This is a genomic window from uncultured Vagococcus sp. (assembly GCF_963518325.1).
Classification (GTDB): domain Bacteria; phylum Bacillota; class Bacilli; order Lactobacillales; family Vagococcaceae; genus Vagococcus_D.
In genome coordinates this window covers 28601-44415 of sequence record NZ_CAUQJB010000016.1, presented here as the reverse complement: position 1 = coordinate 44415, position 15815 = coordinate 28601, and the positions used below count along the sequence as shown (strand labels likewise).

General features: G+C 43.2%; 15 protein-coding genes and 1 riboswitch. Of the genes, 5 read left to right on the top strand and 10 right to left on the bottom strand.

Annotated elements, in window-relative coordinates:
• Window positions 1–11 precede the first annotated feature (11 nt).
• From RWN13_RS13595 to RWN13_RS13580, 4 genes are all read right to left on the bottom strand, one after another.
• Window positions 12–1415, bottom strand: coding sequence for a glycoside hydrolase family 1 protein (locus RWN13_RS13595; protein WP_314064592.1), 1404 nt, complete (start codon window positions 1413–1415; stop codon window positions 12–14).
• Window positions 1416–1429: 14 nt separating this feature from the next.
• A complete protein-coding gene (locus RWN13_RS13590) occupies window positions 1430–2737 on the bottom strand; it encodes a PTS transporter subunit EIIC (protein WP_314064590.1) in 1308 nt (435 codons plus the stop codon).
• A 310-nt stretch (window positions 2738–3047) separates the two neighbouring features.
• Window positions 3048–3734 (bottom strand): GntR family transcriptional regulator, encoded by a 687-nt coding sequence (locus RWN13_RS13585; RefSeq protein WP_314064587.1) that lies wholly within the window; start codon window positions 3732–3734, stop codon window positions 3048–3050.
• Window positions 3727–4437: a FadR/GntR family transcriptional regulator gene (locus tag RWN13_RS13580; protein ID WP_314064584.1), complete on the bottom strand. Its 711-nt coding sequence runs from the start codon at window positions 4435–4437 to the stop codon at window positions 3727–3729. The genes RWN13_RS13585 and RWN13_RS13580 overlap by 8 nt, the downstream gene beginning before the upstream one ends.
• 209 nt (window positions 4438–4646) lie before the next feature.
• On the opposite strand from RWN13_RS13580, the gene mgsA reads away from it, so the two are divergent.
• From mgsA to RWN13_RS13565, 3 genes are all read left to right on the top strand, one after another.
• Complete coding sequence (gene mgsA / locus RWN13_RS13575; protein ID WP_314064582.1) at window positions 4647–5072, top strand: methylglyoxal synthase; 426 nt, start codon at window positions 4647–4649, stop codon at window positions 5070–5072.
• 71 nt (window positions 5073–5143) lie between these two features.
• A riboswitch (THF riboswitch) is annotated at window positions 5144–5242 on the top strand.
• 36 nt (window positions 5243–5278) lie between these two features.
• A complete protein-coding gene (locus RWN13_RS13570; protein WP_314064578.1) occupies window positions 5279–5806 on the top strand; it encodes a folate family ECF transporter S component in 528 nt (175 codons plus the stop codon).
• A gap of 197 nt (window positions 5807–6003) precedes the next feature.
• Entirely contained in the window at window positions 6004–6822 is an 819-nt protein-coding gene (locus tag RWN13_RS13565; RefSeq protein ID WP_314064576.1) for a ZIP family metal transporter, read from the top strand.
• 105 nt (window positions 6823–6927) lie between these two features.
• Here the strand turns inward: RWN13_RS13565 and RWN13_RS13560 are convergent, their stop codons facing one another.
• From RWN13_RS13560 to RWN13_RS13545, 4 genes are all read right to left on the bottom strand, one after another.
• Window positions 6928–7119, bottom strand: a complete 192-nt coding sequence (locus tag RWN13_RS13560) for a hypothetical protein (protein WP_314064573.1) — start codon at window positions 7117–7119, stop codon at window positions 6928–6930.
• A 194-nt stretch (window positions 7120–7313) separates the two neighbouring features.
• Window positions 7314–8684, bottom strand: coding sequence for a HAMP domain-containing sensor histidine kinase (locus RWN13_RS13555; RefSeq protein ID WP_314064570.1), 1371 nt, complete (start codon window positions 8682–8684; stop codon window positions 7314–7316).
• On the bottom strand, window positions 8681–9355 hold the full coding sequence (locus RWN13_RS13550) for a response regulator transcription factor (protein ID WP_314064567.1): 675 nt from the start codon (window positions 9353–9355) through the stop codon (window positions 8681–8683). The genes RWN13_RS13555 and RWN13_RS13550 overlap by 4 nt, the downstream gene beginning before the upstream one ends.
• A 116-nt stretch (window positions 9356–9471) precedes the next feature.
• Window positions 9472–11373: a serine hydrolase domain-containing protein gene (locus RWN13_RS13545; RefSeq protein ID WP_314064564.1), complete on the bottom strand. Its 1902-nt coding sequence runs from the start codon at window positions 11371–11373 to the stop codon at window positions 9472–9474.
• Between the two features lie 106 nt (window positions 11374–11479).
• On the opposite strand from RWN13_RS13545, the gene RWN13_RS13540 reads away from it, so the two are divergent.
• Window positions 11480–11998 (top strand): GNAT family N-acetyltransferase, encoded by a 519-nt coding sequence (locus RWN13_RS13540; protein WP_314064561.1) that lies wholly within the window; start codon window positions 11480–11482, stop codon window positions 11996–11998.
• A 294-nt stretch (window positions 11999–12292) separates the two neighbouring features.
• A complete protein-coding gene (locus tag RWN13_RS13535) occupies window positions 12293–12664 on the top strand; it encodes a MerR family transcriptional regulator (protein WP_314064558.1) in 372 nt (123 codons plus the stop codon).
• 50 nt (window positions 12665–12714) lie between these two features.
• Here RWN13_RS13535 and RWN13_RS13530 read toward each other — a convergent pair whose 3' ends face one another.
• The gene (locus RWN13_RS13530; RefSeq protein ID WP_314064555.1) at window positions 12715–14829 is read right to left on the bottom strand and encodes an alginate lyase family protein; all 2115 of its coding nucleotides are present in this window, start codon (window positions 14827–14829) and stop codon (window positions 12715–12717) included.
• Complete coding sequence (locus RWN13_RS13525; protein WP_314064553.1) at window positions 14822–15814, bottom strand: Gfo/Idh/MocA family oxidoreductase; 993 nt, start codon at window positions 15812–15814, stop codon at window positions 14822–14824. The genes RWN13_RS13530 and RWN13_RS13525 overlap by 8 nt, the downstream gene beginning before the upstream one ends.
• Between the last annotated feature and the right edge of the window lies 1 nt (window position 15815).

Below are 15815 nucleotides of genomic sequence, written 5' to 3'. Positions count from 1 at the left end.
TAGTTACGAGTTTAGTTAGGCTGTTCCAGCAGTCGGTTATCAATCAAAGATTGGTACCATCGGGCTGATTTTTTTAAACTGCGAGCGTGGTGGTTCTCTAAGTCAATGCGGATGAGGCCGTAACGATTTTTAAAGGCGTTCATAGGCGAGACGCAATCGGTCAGAGCCCAAAGCATATAGCCTTCACAGCTGGAACCGTCTGCCACTGCTCTTAGTAGACTTGCTAGATGTTGGCCAATAAAGTCGATTCGGTAATCATCTTGAATGACGCCGGTCTCGTCCAAGTAGTTCTCTTCATTTTCACGTCCCATGCCGTTTTCAGTAATCAGCCAGGGAATATTACCATAGTCATTTTTTATCACCATGGCCATGTCGTACATGATGTCGGGATAAATTTCCCATCCCCGAGAATCGTTCATTTGACGACCAGGTAATTCGAAGTTCTCGTAGTACTGCTCTGGATGAAAAGGGGTCTCTGGGTGCCACTGGTAACGAGGTGCTTTGACCCGTTTAGGATAGTACTGATTGATGCCAAGAAAATCAACGGTATTTTCCTTGATTAGTTGCAACTCGAGGGGAGTGGCATCAAACATAATGTCGTGCTTCTGGCAGAGATCAAGTAACTCCTGAGGGTATTGACCGTGAACCAAGGGGTCAAAAAAGACCTTATTAAAAAATAAATCATAAATCCGAGCCGCTTTTTGGTCTGCTTCAGAGGAAGAACGCGGGTAGACCATTTCAGGGTTGACCACACAACCAATTCGACCAGACAGTTTTTTTTCATGGTAAATTTTGACTACCTTAGCGGTGGCAAGGACTTTGTGATAATTCCAAGTCATCCACTTTTGAGTGTCTTGTTCATGAGGGTAACGAATGGCGTCCAAATAGCAGCGGGTTTGGATGACGATTGGTTCATTAAAAGTAAACCAGTGCTTCACTCGATCACCGTAACGGTCGAAGGCAATCTCTGCGTAGCCAGTAAATAATTCCACCACTTTTTTAGAGGACCAGCCATCGTATTTGTCCATTAAGAAGCGGGGCAGTTCGTAGTGTTCCAAGCAAAGCATTGGTTCGACACCTGCTGCAAGTAAAGCATCAATCAAATTGTCGATATGTTGAGCGTATGCTTCATCGACGGTTAGCTGTTCATAGTCGGTAAAAAAGCGTGACCAGTTGATAGATGTGCGATAGTGGGTTAAATGGATGTCGGCCATTAAGGTCACATCTTCTTGATAATGTTCCATAAAATTAGTGGCAATGTCTGGCCCGTAGCCGTTGTGCCAGACGAAGGATTCTTCTTTGAACCAAGCGTCAAGGAAGGAGTCTTGGCCCTCCTTTTTACCTTGCCAGCCTTCTGTTTGCCAGGCGGAAGATGCGGCGCCGATGATAAAGTTTTTGGGAATAGTGAGTGTCATTAAAATGTTCCTTTCTATGCAGCAAGTTGCTGTTTATTTGCTACCTTAACGAACGGTAGATAGATAACGATGGAGACGGCGATGCAAATTAATTGTGTGATGACTGCTCCTAAATCACCGGCTGTGGCTAAATAGGCTGAAATAATCGGAGGTGTTGGCCAGGGAATCATGACGACCGCTTTGGCAGCAAAACCGAAGTAGGTAGCGACGTAACCGATCGTGCCGGTAATCAAAGGGGTAATAATAAACGGAATCGCCAATATGGGATTTAACATGATGGGCATTCCGAAGATCACGGGTTCATTAATATTAAAGAGGCCAGGTGCTAAGGATAACTTAGTGATTTCTTTTAAATCATCTCGTTTGCTAACTAAGAGGATGGAGATCAACAAGCCAATGGTTACCCCAGAACCACCAATGCTCATATACATATCCCAAAATGGCATGGTAATAATATTGGGGACTTCTTTTCCGGCGTTAAAGGCCTCGGTATTGACTGCAATGGAGGCTAATAATAAAGGTTCTCGGATGGGTTTAATCATTTGATTGCCATGGATGCCAATAACCCAAAAGATTTGCGCCACAAAAACCAGAATAAGAATACCAGGCAAGCCTTGTATAACGCTTTCCAGAGGCTTTTGGACGATGTTATAAATGATATCATAGGCATACATCCCTGTACTGATTTTAATTAGAAAGCCACATAAGGCCACTGAGGTAACGGTTAAAACTGTCGGGATTAGTGCTGAAAAACTATTGGAAACATTTGAAGGGACGGTGTCAGGCATCTTAATTTTTAAGCGATCTTGTTTGCCTAGCCAGGAATATAATTCAATCGAGGCAATCGCCACAAACATGCCCAAGAAAAGCCCTTTCGTATCCGTGTACTGTTTCGCCAAGACGTTTTCGGCAATGACGGAAACATCTTCGTTGATTACCTCGAATGTCGTAGGGTTAACAGATAAATAAGACATGACGGCAACAATGCCTGGGAAAAAACTGGAAATGCCGTTTAATTTAGCTAGTTCAATCCCGATAAGAAAGACTGCGTAGATGGTTAAGAAACTAAGGGTGACGTAGTTGACAGAGACGGCAATCGGCTTTAAGGTAACTAAAAACGACAGTGCATCAATTTGGGCAAGTCCGTTCACGTCATCAAAAATCATCGCTGAAAAAAGGGTTGCAAAAGCTCCTGTAATAATTACCGGAATTAAGGCGGCAAAGGCGTTTTTGATAACCATGATATAGCGATAGCTATTCACCTTGTTTGCAAATCTACCTAAGACATCTACCATGCGATCCATCGCACTTGGTTTGTTCATTCGTACCACTCCTATTCTTATTTGATTGAATCCGATAAAAGATATCGGTTTCATTTGTGACGGTATCAGAATGATTTCGCTCCATGGGGTGGAATGAACGAGTTGGATCGACATGTCTGATGTTTAAATCATAAAACATGTCTGATGACTTGTCAATAGGCTAACGTAAAAAAATAGATGAAAGGTGTTTTAGTCAATTTTAACTACTTTTTAAAGGTTTTGAAGAGGGAGATGGTAAATGTATTTGGAATGACATGTCTGATGATTTGGTGAGAGGCCTAAAAATATTAAAAGACCTAGAGTTACTAGGTCAGTTAGTAGGTATTTGTTTTCTGAGGGCACGCCGAATAGTCGTTAAGGCAAGTTTAATGCTGTTTGCGGCTTCTATGGCTTCTTTTTTTTCGATAGCCCAAGCTAATTGACTATAGGCCCGTAGAAGTTGTTGATAATCAGTGATTGTTAAGTAGCGGTGGTTTAACTGAATCGATTCTTGGAAAATAAAAAGTAAATTATGGTAGGCGTCATTGCCACAAAGTTGAATAAACTGAACTAGGATATCTTTATAACTATTTAAAAAATTATCGCTATCTTCTGCTAGTTTGAGAGGTAGCTGGTTCAATAACTGATGAATTAAAGCCAGTTCTTGAGGGGAGGACTGTTCAACAGCAAGAGCCACAATGGTCGGTTCCAACAAAAAGCGGATTTCTAGCAAATCAATGGCTAATTGATGGTGATCGGTCATCAAACCTAATCCTAGTGGATCGAAAACTTGAATGGTTTTATGGCGGATGAAGGTCCCCGCCCCCTGTCTGACTTCTAGCACACTGAGGGAGGCCAAATACTTAATGGCTTCTCGAATCGTACTTCTGCCAACCTTAAGTTGTTGAGCCAGTTCAAATTCATTTGGTAAAGCATCGCCGACTGCTAAATTTGACTCCTCAATATAGGAAAGGATAGCCTCACTTACTAATTCGCTGAGGGTTTGATTATTAGTCATGCTGTTCCTCCTTGAGGTCATCCATTTCCAGACTCACTAAATAACGGGTCAAACGCTCGCGATTATGAGCCATATGGATCAGCATCGCATCATAAGCGCCTTGACTATCTTTTTCCATAATGGCGGTTAGAATATCCTGATGATGACTCCCAGTATTATTGATTTCTCTTTTAGCGGTGAATTCGCCGTAGAGATCGATTGAATTGTTAATGACCGGAATCAAGCGTAGCAGGGCCACATTTTTGCTGGCTGCTGCGATGGTTAAATGAAATTCTTTGTCTAGTAATAAATAGGATTCGTCGCCTTCACTAATAAGCCGAATGATCTCTTCGTGTAACTTTTGCAAGGTGGCGATTTCTATTGTTGAAGCATGTTTAGCTGCAAGTGAGGCCATTGATGGCTCTAATAAATAACGAATATCTATCAGATTCTTAGTTAATTGAATCCGATCTTTGACAGCTGAAAACCCTAAAGGATCCTCACCGTACATATCTGTACTGAGCAGAAAGGTCCCTGCTCCCCGCTTAACTTCCAGAATGTTTTTAGCGCTGAGGACACGGATTACCTCCCGTAACGTACTGCGGCCAACTTGGAGTATTTTTGCCAGTTGAATCTCACCAGGCAAACGATCGCCTGGCATTAACTGCTGGTCATGGATGTAAGTCATCAATTTTCGTTCAGTTTTTTGCCCTAAAGATTCCATGAACCTCTCTCCTGTCATATAATGTAAAAGTAATGTTAGCCTAAATTTATCATAGAATCAGCTGAGGTTCAAGGCAGGGCAGGAAACGAGAGTCATTAAGTTAAGAAAATCAGAATAAGGATCTCATTATGCTACAATAGAGTTAAAGACGGCCACTCTTTGCTCAAGCAGACAGGTGTAGAGAGAGGTAAGGGAAAGAGGTTATGGGAGTGAATATTGCACTAATTGCACATGATCGTAAAAAAAAGACAATGGTTAATTTAACAACGGCTTACAAACGGATTTTAAAGAAACACACCTTATACGCTACTGGGACGACGGGGCAGCGAGTAATGGAGGCGACAGGTTTAGAGGTTCATTGCTTTAAATCAGGACCGCTGGGAGGGGATCAGCAAATTGGAGCGTTGATTTCTGAGAATAAAATGGATTTGATTATTTTTTTGAGAGATCCTTTGGCTTCCCAACCCCACGAACCGGATGTCAATGCGCTTATTCGCTTAAGTGATGTGTATGAAGTACCTTTAGCGACGAATGTCGGGACGGCTGAAGCACTCATTAGAGGGCTGGCAGCAGGTTTTTTGGATTTTCGGGAAATTGTGAAGGAAGAATTGGATAAACCCTTAAGCTCTTATTGAAAACTCAAGACAACTCCATAGTTAAATCATCGTAAGTATGCTATATTAAAAGTGGTAGTAATACCAAAATAAACAGAGTAGGAAATAAAGCGTTAAGTGTTGGAAGGATGGGATGTTGCCTTTCGGACGAAGGACTTTTAGTTCGCGGTTTTATTTTCGCATTCGCTGCAGTTTTTTTGTAGCAACTCTATTAGGAGATGCGCAGGATGAACACAAAAAAAATCAACACCAAGGGAATCGCCTTAATGGGCGTACTAATGGCTATGCAGCTGATTTTAACAAGGTTTCTGGTAATTCAGACACCCTTTGTTAGAATTGGCTTTTCGTTTATTCCCACAACGATAATGGCCATGACATTTGGACCGCTTTTAACAGGAGTAGGTTCCACACTGTCTGATTTTATCGGCATTACCTTATTTCCATCAGTCGGTGGCGGGTATTTTCCAGGTTTTTCATTATCAGCTTTTTTATCAGGAGCCATCTATGGCTGGTTCTTTTATAAAAAGGAGATGACTTGGCAACGAGTCTTAATTGCCAACTTGTTTGTGATGATTCTGATTGACATGATCTTGAATACATTTTGGCTTTATTTGATGATGGGGCCAGGGGTTCTTGCTCAAATCCCCCTTAGAATAGGTAAATCGCTGATTCTTTTGCCGATTCAAGTTGGATTGATGTATGGTCTCGGCAATAAAGGGATTTTAAAGAGTCAAGTAGCACGGTTTCAACCTTAAGTAGGTCTAACGACTAAACATCCACTACTACAACCAAAGCGGTTGTAGTTTTTTTAGCAGTTTTTTACTAGATCGATAGACAGAATTTTTAAGGTTGCCTAAAAAACAATTTATTTGTGCCTGTAAAAACTTGGCTGTGGTCGAAACGTGTGATAAAATGAACATATAAAGACTCTTTATTGAATGGAGGCGCGTAGATGATTGATTGGTTACTTGGTTTGGATGCTTGGCAACAGGCATTGGTAGGGACGCTGTTTACATATGGTATGACAGCTCTGGGAGCTGCATTAGTTTTTTTCTTCAAGGATATCAAAAAAGATGTCTTAAATGTTATGTTGGGATTTGCTTCAGGGGTTATGATTGCGGCTAGTTTCTGGTCGTTACTTGACCCGGCAATTGAACAAGCTAAAGCTAACGGGGATATCCCCTGGTTAGTAGCAGGGATTGGTTTTGCCTTAGGTGGCTTATTTTTATACGCCGCCGACCGTTTAATTCCCCATATGCATTTTGGGCCGAACAATGAGACGGAAGGGTTGCCCAGTCATTTGAAACGAACCATTTTGTTGGTTTTTTCGATTACTCTTCACAATATTCCCGAAGGTCTAGCAGTGGGCGTAGCATTTGGAGCTGCCAATCAGATGGCTAACCCGACTGCCGGTGTTTTGGCCGCTATTTCGGTGGCTATCGGCATCGGGATTCAGAATTTTCCAGAAGGAGCCGCTGTTTCGATTCCTCTCAGACAGGAAGGTCTGAGCCGTACAAGAGCCTTCGCTTATGGTCAGGCTTCGGGGATTGTTGAACCGATTGCAGGCGTTTTAGGGGCATTGCTAGTAACCAGAATGGCGTCTATCTTGCCATACGCATTGGCTTTTGCAGCGGGTGCCATGATTTATGTCGTGGTGGAAGAACTGATTCCCGAAGCCCAGCAAACGACGTCAAGTAAAAATCATTACGGTGTTTTTGGTGTGATGGTTGGCTTTATTATTATGATGGTTCTGGACGTTGCTCTAGGCTAAAACAAAAAGTCTTTCTACCTAAAGGTGAAAGACTTTTTTTAGAAAAATTTCGGGGGAAATAATTCTTTGTATATATAAGCGTTGCCTTAGGGGGTAACGTTATAGTTAACGATAATATTGTTGTTTTTGCTTACGGTCACCGAAGATGAAGCGAACTAACCAGACAACTAAGGCCATTGGAATTAAGATGTGTAAAGCAAAGCCTAAAATGCCACCCAATACTTTCATTAATAGTGAAGCTACGACGATAAACCCGACGATTGTTAAGACTGTTGTTAATGTTGATTTTTTTTCCATGTCTTTCGACCTCCATCTCTGTGTTTGTTTTCTATATACTTATAATAGCATCGGGGATGTTCTTTGGTATCGTCCTTAAGACTGAATTTTTCCTCACCCTTGAGGCTCGGTTTGAATGGGTAAGTTGGAAAGCCAGTAGGAGATGAGGCGCAAGATAGGTTGCCAGATATAAGAAATAAGACACCCCTTCCTGGCTAATGGCTAGGAGGGGGTGTCTTACTTTCAGGGAGAGTGAGTGTGACAAGTGTGCCTCTTTCAATTTTGCTAGTGACCTCAATTGTGCCCTGGTGGAGAGTGACAATTTTTTTTACGATAGCCAGACCTAAACCATTACCACTTTGTTGCCGATTGCGGGCTTTATCAGACTTGTAGAAACGCTGAAAAATAGTTGAGAGTTCCTCTTCGGGGATGCCTTTACCAGTATCCTTAAACGTTATCACGACAGGGCGGCCTTCATCAATGTCAATGGTGATTCTGCCAGAGTCAGGGGTAAATTTAATGCTGTTACTCAGTAGGTTTAACCAGACTTGCTGCAGTAAATCACGATCACCTGAGACTAGAACGGGGACAGGGGCGTTTAAGGTAATCGTAAGATCCTTAGCAGACCACTGGGGCTCTGAAGCCACAATGACTTGGCGAATTTGTTCGGCCACATCAACAAATTCCGGGACAAAGGGATGATGTTCCGAGTCTAGAGAGGCTAATTTTAGGAGATTATCTCCTAAGCGCGACAGTCGCTTGCTTTCAGCAATAATGATATTCAGGTAATAGGGACGTTGTTCTGGGCTGACCAATTTTTCATTTTTTAAGGCTTGAGCAAATCCTGAAATTGAAGTCAGAGGTGACTGGATTTCATGAGAGACATTGGAAACAAAGTCCTGACGCATTTGTTCTATTTGTTTCAAGTCATGGGCCATTTTGTCGAAACTTTGGGCTAGTTCGCCGACTTCATCTCGTCGTTTTAAATCAAGGGCGACATCAAAGTCCCCTGTTGCAAGTTTTTCAGTTGCCTCTTTTAATTGTCGTAAAGGACGGACTAAATAACGGGCGGCAATTAAAATACAGAGACTGCCAATCAGAAGGGCGCAACCTAAGACAAACAGCATCAATAGATTAATCAGTCGTTCATTTTCGTAAGAATACTGTAAAAACATCGCGTATGTCTGTCCGTTGAGGGAAATGGGCATGCCGATATAAGTCTCTTCCTGACCGGGGCGAGAGTGATAGATTGAGCCTCCTAGCACCTGTTTAATCCCAGATTCGGAAATCGTGGCAATGTTGTTGTTGTTTAAGCTGAAAAATGTCACCTGCTGTTGCTGGTCGTAAAGATGAATGGGATACGTCGATAACTCGGCCATTTGTTGTAAAAACTGATCTCTATCAACCGGCTGAGACTGGTCATAAAGCTGGCTAATTTGTTCGCCAGCTTTCAGCATATCCACTTGACCAGCGGCGTTGAAACGTTGCTTAAAAAGAGTGACCCCAATTATTGAGGCTAAGGTTAAACTAAAAAGGATAATCCCAAGAAAGGCGAGGACGACGCGGGAATACAAGGTCTTGGTCATGTGACAACCAACCGATAACCGAGGCCGCGAGCCGATTCTATGTGAAAAAACGCTCTGTCGTCCATAAATTTTTCGCGAATCCGTTTGATGTGAACGTCAACGGTGCGATCATCTCCTTCGTAATCCATCCCCCAGATTTGTGTAATGAGCTGCTCTCGAGTGAAAATCTGTCCGGGATAACTAGCCAAGGTAAAGAGGAGCTCAAACTCTTTTAAGGGCAATGTCAGTAATTGACCTTGCCGCTTGACGTCATAGGTTTGTCGGTTAAGTTCAAGAGAGCCTAGCTGGATAATCTGAGAGGCGTTGATCCTAGCTCGTTTTAAAAGGGCTTTGACGCGCATGACTAATTCCAAGGGATCAAAGGGTTTGGTTAAATAATCGTCGGTTCCCAGTCGGAATCCTTTGATCTTGTGGGTGGCTTCTCCTTTGGCCGTTACCATTAAAAGAGGAATGACCTCGTCAAATGAACGAATTTCTTTAACCAGTTGCCAACCGTTCATTTCTGGCATCATGACATCAAGAATGACAAGGGCAATCGTTTCAGCCTCCATAATGGCCAAAGCCTTTAAGCCGTTTTCTGCTTCAATCAAGTCAAATCCTTCATTTCTTAAGAAAAGTCCCATTAATTCGCGAATATGCTGGTCGTCGTCGACAATCAGTAATTTAGTCATCTTGTCCTCCTAAAATAGGTTAGTCCTTAGACATCGGCTGAGGGCATGGCTCGGCCGATGCTGAATATCTCTAGTATACGATTAAAGCTGGCGGATAGGAACTGTTTTACCCGTTATTAGCCAAATTGCCAACCTAACAGGTTCCAGTGATAAAAGAACCAGCTTAGAGTGAGAGCGGCCACTGGAATGAAGCTAAAAAGCAGACGACCTATTAAGGAGAATTGGCGACGACGCCACATCATCAAGGTCTTAGCCACTAAGAGGGCCGTCAATAAGACGATTAGCAAAGGTAGTACTAAAAATAGGTTTAAGGTCAGTGAGACACTACTAAGTCGTTCCAGAACATCCATGTTTAAAACTTGTGTGACCGTTAAGACCATGGTCAGGACGGCAATCAGACTGGTGGCAAAGCCCAACCAAATAGCTTGTTTATCACGCTTATCACGGTTTTTTAATTGGCGGATACGGAATAAAAAGGTGCCAATGGCTCCTAGAAAAATTAGCAGAGAACCACCTAATAAAGGTAACCAGAACATGCTTTGGTCGAGTAAATGGGTTCGCTCTAAAGGCATATCGGGCATGATGTTTAGCAACATCGCCGTCCCTTTACCCGCTTTATCTGTCTTAAAGGCACGGGTTTGTTGGCCGCCAACTTGTTGGAACAGGTTCTCGCCAATCTTGCCAAAGAGTTCTTGTTCCGCTCCCTGACCGATAGCGAGCTGACCATTGACTTCTTTGACGGTCATTTCTGTTAATAAGCTGAAAAATTTGTCGATGTCGCTATAGTTTCGACGAGAAAATTTGTAAGAACCGGTCAGTTGAGATAACTCTTCAGTTGTCACAGGCAGAAAGGTGGTCTTTTCCGTTTCAGGAACAGGGAAATAGTGGTCAAAAAAAGCAGTTCTCATTGAAGCTAAGGCACCGTCGCCATCGCCCCCACTATACGACAGGAATATCCCTAATTTTTGTTCAGGAATTAAGGATAGATCGGTAATAAACATCGTATCTGCACCAGCGTGAGAAAGGAGTTTTTGACCGTTGAGTTCCCCTTCCTGAAAGCCTAATGCAGAGCCTGGCAAGCGATCGTCAAAGCGGAAAGCTGTCTCATGCATCAATTTGGTAGTCGCTGGTTTCAGTAGTTGATGACCGTCGGTTGAGCCATTATTAAGATGTGCTAACATAAATTTGGCCATGTCATCGGCTGATACCGTTCCAGAACCTGCTGGTCGAAACCCCCCTTCATATGTTGGAATTCCAGGAACAAAGGCGTCTCCTTCAAAATTGTAGCCGAGAACGCGGTCTTTAAAGAAGTGATCTGGCAAAGGTTCGGCTACCGTGGCCTGAGTCATTTTTAAGGAATCGAAGACATGTTCTTGGATGTAATCGTCGTATGGCTGACCGCTGACTTCTTCCACAATTAAGCCAGCTAGAGAGGCGCCATAGTTCGAGTACGACGCTAGCTGTCCCACGGGACGAATGCGAGCTAATTGATGTTTTTTTAGGGTCTCTTTAAGAGATGCCGGTAATTTTTTTTCATCGGTGGTAATCTGATAGCCGACACCGCCCTCCTCAAAGCCTGCCGTATGGGTCATCAAATGTCTCATGGTAATCGGCTCTGGAAACGTAGCGGGAATCTGAAAGGCAGTCAGATAGTGGTTGATGTCTTCGTCTAAATCGATTTTGCCTGTTTCTACCAGTTGCATCACGGCTGTCCAAGTGAAAAGTTTGGTTGTGGAAGCGATTCGGAACAGGCTGGTTTGGGCATCGACGGGTTGATCGTTCTTTATGTTGGCCATTCCGTAGCCCTTGGAATAGAGCAGTTGACCATCTTTGACGATGGCAATAACGGCTCCTGGGAGATGATAGGTGTCTAAGTCGGCGGTCATCTGTTGATCGATAAAGTGGCCCACTTCTTGGGCATCATTTAAAGAGGGTGTTTCTTGGGCCAGAGCATGGTTGCCAATAAACAAGCTGATTAAAAGTGTTAAGAGTAACGTTTTTTGTTTAAAGTGTCTCATATTAATTCCTCCTAAAGTAAAATACTGTCTGTCACTGAAGGATAACAAGCCTATATGAACGGAGTGTGAACTGGTATAATAGACCAATGGAAATGAGGCGAATCAATTGAAAATAAGAAACTATCGAGAAGAGGATTGTCAGGCAACGTACCAGCTGTTTTATGAAACGGTTCAGCGGATTAATCGTCACGATTATCCACCAGCACAACTGGCAGTTTGGGCCAAGCCTGAGATGGGACCGGACTGGCATCGATCGCTGGCCCAACATTATAGCCTTGTGGCTGAAATTAATCAGACAATTGTGGGCTTTGGCGATATTGATCAGGGGTATTTGGATCGGTTGTATGTCCATCATGCCTATCAGGGCCAAGGAATTGCCAAAGCACTTGTGGAAAATTTGGAGCAGCATGCCAGCCAAGAGCATAGGCAGGTAACAGTGGCAGCTTCCATCACTGCCAAGCCCTTCTTTTTAAAGAGGGGCTATCAGGTAGTGAGAGAACAGCAGGTCGAACGTCAAGGGCAGTGTTTAACTAATTATTTAATGGCTAAACAGCTGATAAAGAATGAGGATGAGTACGGAGAGAAAGAAGCGAACCAGCAGATGACTGAGGGTCGTTCGACCTAAAATTATCCGCCCATTAAGGAAAGCACCCAGCAGTAATAGGCTTAAGCCAAGAGAAAGAAATCCGGGGCGAATAGGCGTCGCAGATAGGCAGACCACACTCAGCAAATTTAGGCTAGTTAGCCAAAAAGGAGCTTGCTTTAAACAAGCCAGGATTGCTAAACACATGGAACCACCATACAAGTAAATCAATAACCACACAAGATAATGCATTAATTGTCACCTCCAAGGGCCTTAACTTGATTAAACCACAGGGGGTTCACCCCCTAGCAAGAAAAGAATGAAAGAAGGTCTTAAATGAAAATCGGACAGTTTATTCAAGTTAATCAAACCACTCGGGATACGGTTCGTTATTACATTGAAGAAGGCTTACTAACACCACGAAAAAAAGAAGGAAACTATTGGTTTTCTGAGAAGGAGCAGGCGGATTATCAAGCCATTCGGGAATTGCGTGAACTGGGCTTTTCGATAAAAGGCATTCAGGCAATTCAAGCTAATCGCTTAATTCACGGTTGTGGCAGTCAGGAACAATGGTCGGGCAATCGGCCAATAGTGGCGAATGAGCTAAGAGAGATCAAAGAGGAACTAGCGGTGTTGTTGGATCGGCAAACAAGGCTGCAGACCTTACTGTTAACACTGGATAAAAAAATAAACGACGAAATCACGTGATTTCATCAAAAAGACTTGAGAAACTGTCTGACAGTTTCTCAAGTCTTTTTTTAATACAAGCGAATCGGTGGCTGCTCTTTTCGGTCATCAAAGAGGACCACACGTCCGAAAATAGCTCGTTCATTGACCCAATAGGCACGACGAGAATCCTGGTCCTCTTGGTGATTGATTAAAAGATAAAGAGGGGCATTTTGGCAGTTTAGACTTAAACAGGTAACTATTTCTGGAGCTCGAGGCATCCCGTACTCATGTTCAATTGCTATAGGTGCAATTTTCAGTATGGTGGGGTCAGCAATCGGCTGAGCGTGAAGAACGGTAGTGAGAATCGTTGGACCTGTCTGCTCAAACTGAAAAATCGCTTTTTTACTCGTGTATTTAGCGTTGTAGTCATTTGAAATTTGACAGTCCTCCAGACGCCAAGTACCACCAGTAGACAGTGAGTAGAGGGTTAATTTAGCTGTCTTACCTTGATAGTGAATCCGTTGAGCATCCAGTTGTGTGACCGTTTTTTGATTAAAGTGAAAGTGTTGTTCGTAAGTATGATGACCTTGGGTAAAAAATTCATCGGTGATGACCCAAATATCGGGTTTGATAAAAACTACCTTACGATTGACGAGTACAGGGCTATCGAGGCTTAAATAACCGGTGTGTCCCCCTTCTACAAAATCTGCCACGGACTGAAAGCGATGCTTCTGATTGATGGGAGAAGCGACTTTACTGGCGGACCAAGCATTGAGATGCCGATTAAAGGGTTGACCATCAACAACAGTAGTGTTGTGGGCAGTTGCCAGTTTGAATGCTAATCGATCGTGGTGTTTTTCTTCGTAGTTGTAGCGACCGGAATCAACTAACAGGTCTTCTCCGTAAGCCGAGATAGCCAGGTGAAGTAAATCGTCGTGTCCGTGCCCATGACCTAAAAACCCACATTTAAACAAGCTAAAGGTCGCCAGCGGCTCAAAACCTGTCCGCATAAAGTAGAGGCCAGTGTCAGGAAAGGCCATGGAGGTCTCCGGACGATAATCTGTTCCCAGCCATTTATAATCTCGCCAGGTATTCCTCCCGTATGCAAAAAAAACATCTAAACCAGGAGAGGTTTGTCCAATGGTCATGGCGAGAGTGGGGTCTTTAAGTACTAGACTGGCAAGTATTAGCAAAGGGCCCAACGATTCACTGTCGCTGTCGCCGTAATTACTTTGGGTTCCATCGGGTTTAGTCATAAAGAGCGTCGCCGTGGCCATTTTTTTTATAATAGCCAAAAGAGCGTAAGGCAAAGGGCAGGTATTTCGCTGACCGATGAGCCAGACCTCGATCAATTTCAAAAAAACTTCGTTGTGGTACTGGAAAGACTGTTCCCAATGGAGACCATCATTAGAAATTTGAGAGTTAGCAGCTAAATTAAGCATGTCGACATTTTTTTTAATGAAGGAGGGCTGACTCAAAAATTCAGGTAAAAAGCAATTAGCGAGATAAGCACCATTAGTTTCCAAAATAAGCCAATTTGTCTGAATACGTCGTCCATTAGCGTGTTGTGCAAGATAGAGCAACTGCTCATGGATGGAGACTAAAATATCGGCTAATAAATTTTCTGGGAAGTTCTCGTGATGGATGAAAATTTCCAGTGACTTGATCCAGTTTCTCAGGCGGATACCCGTGTCGATTGTCCGCCAGCTTGTCCATAATCGCGACTCATCAAAAAGCTGAGTCTTCATCCAGTGGTTAATTTGGTAACAAAAGACATCAAAAAAAGACGCGTCACCTGTGAGCCAATAGGCGTGTGCGTAAAGAGGGAAATAAGCTTGGCGATTGAGCATATAAGTCCATTCGGGATCTCCTTTAGGGGTGTAGTCCCATTGGATTTCACCTTCAAAGGTCACCGTTTCATGAGTGCGTTCCATGTCCCAGGCTTCCTGAAAGAGAAAGTGTTGTTCTGAAAAAGCCTGAGCTTTTTTGACGATTAGTTCCGATGCTTGCAGGTGTTCAGCCTTATTCTCGAAGGAAGGGTCCGGATAAATACTGCCTTCTAAAAAGCCGGTGTAGCTTTTGCGTTTGGCGTAATAGTTACGCAACAACCGCAAGGCCTCACCATTTTTCTTGGACGTGACAGCCGCGGCCACGTCGCGGAGTTCTGGTAGTGATAAGTTGAGTAGACGAAAGATCTTATGCATGTGTTCCCTCCTGTGGGGTTAAAAAAATTATTTTTTTCTCGTTGATGGATTGATACGCAAGATTGGCAATTTCAACGGTATACTTTCCTGCTTCGCCACTGACTGGCACTGGCAAATCATCATCGATACATCTCTGGAAATCGGCTAGCATTTGATAGTCCATATGATTTTCATAATGAGAGTAAGTCATCTGTTGATTGAAGTAGATGATTTCCGACTTGCGGCCAAAACCGTCAACAAAAATCCGTCCACGATCGGTAATCAGTTCCATAGTAGCACTCCCCCAAACAGGGTAATTACTGGGACGGTTCCAGGAGGTATCCAGACTCATAAAGACATTATTGGTAAAGGTGATGTGAATTAAACCAGAATCCTCAATTTTACTAGATGGTTGATTGTTGGCACTGCGAGCGTAAATGGATTTGATGTCAAAATCAAAAAGCCAGCGGGATAAATCAATTAAATGAATCGTGTGGTCGATAATTGCCCCACCGCCCGCTAATTCTTTATCAAGAAACCAACCACTGGGTCGCTTTCCTCGATTTGAGCCATTGATGGCTAACACGTTTCCTAATTGCCCCGATGTCATCAGTTCTTTTAAGTGTCTGATAGTTTCTGAGTAGCGAAGAGGGTGGGCGATTAAGAGTTTTACATGATGTTCCCGACAAACAAGAATCATCTTCTCAGCTTCTTCCACACTAGAGGAGATGGGTTTTTCAACGATGACATGTTTACCATGAAAAGCGGAAACCAAGGTGTAATCATAGTGATAAGAGTTTTCAGAACAAATCAAAACGGTGTCCATATCGGTTAAAAGAATCTCATTAAGGTTGGCAAAAAAGGGAATATCGAAACCTTTGGCAAAGTCTTGCCCTCGTTCAGTATTGTGATCAAAGACACCAACCAACGGCACCCCTAAAACCTTTAACTGATAAGCGTAACTTTTTGCCTGCATGTGAGCGCAACCCAAAATACCGACTTTCATA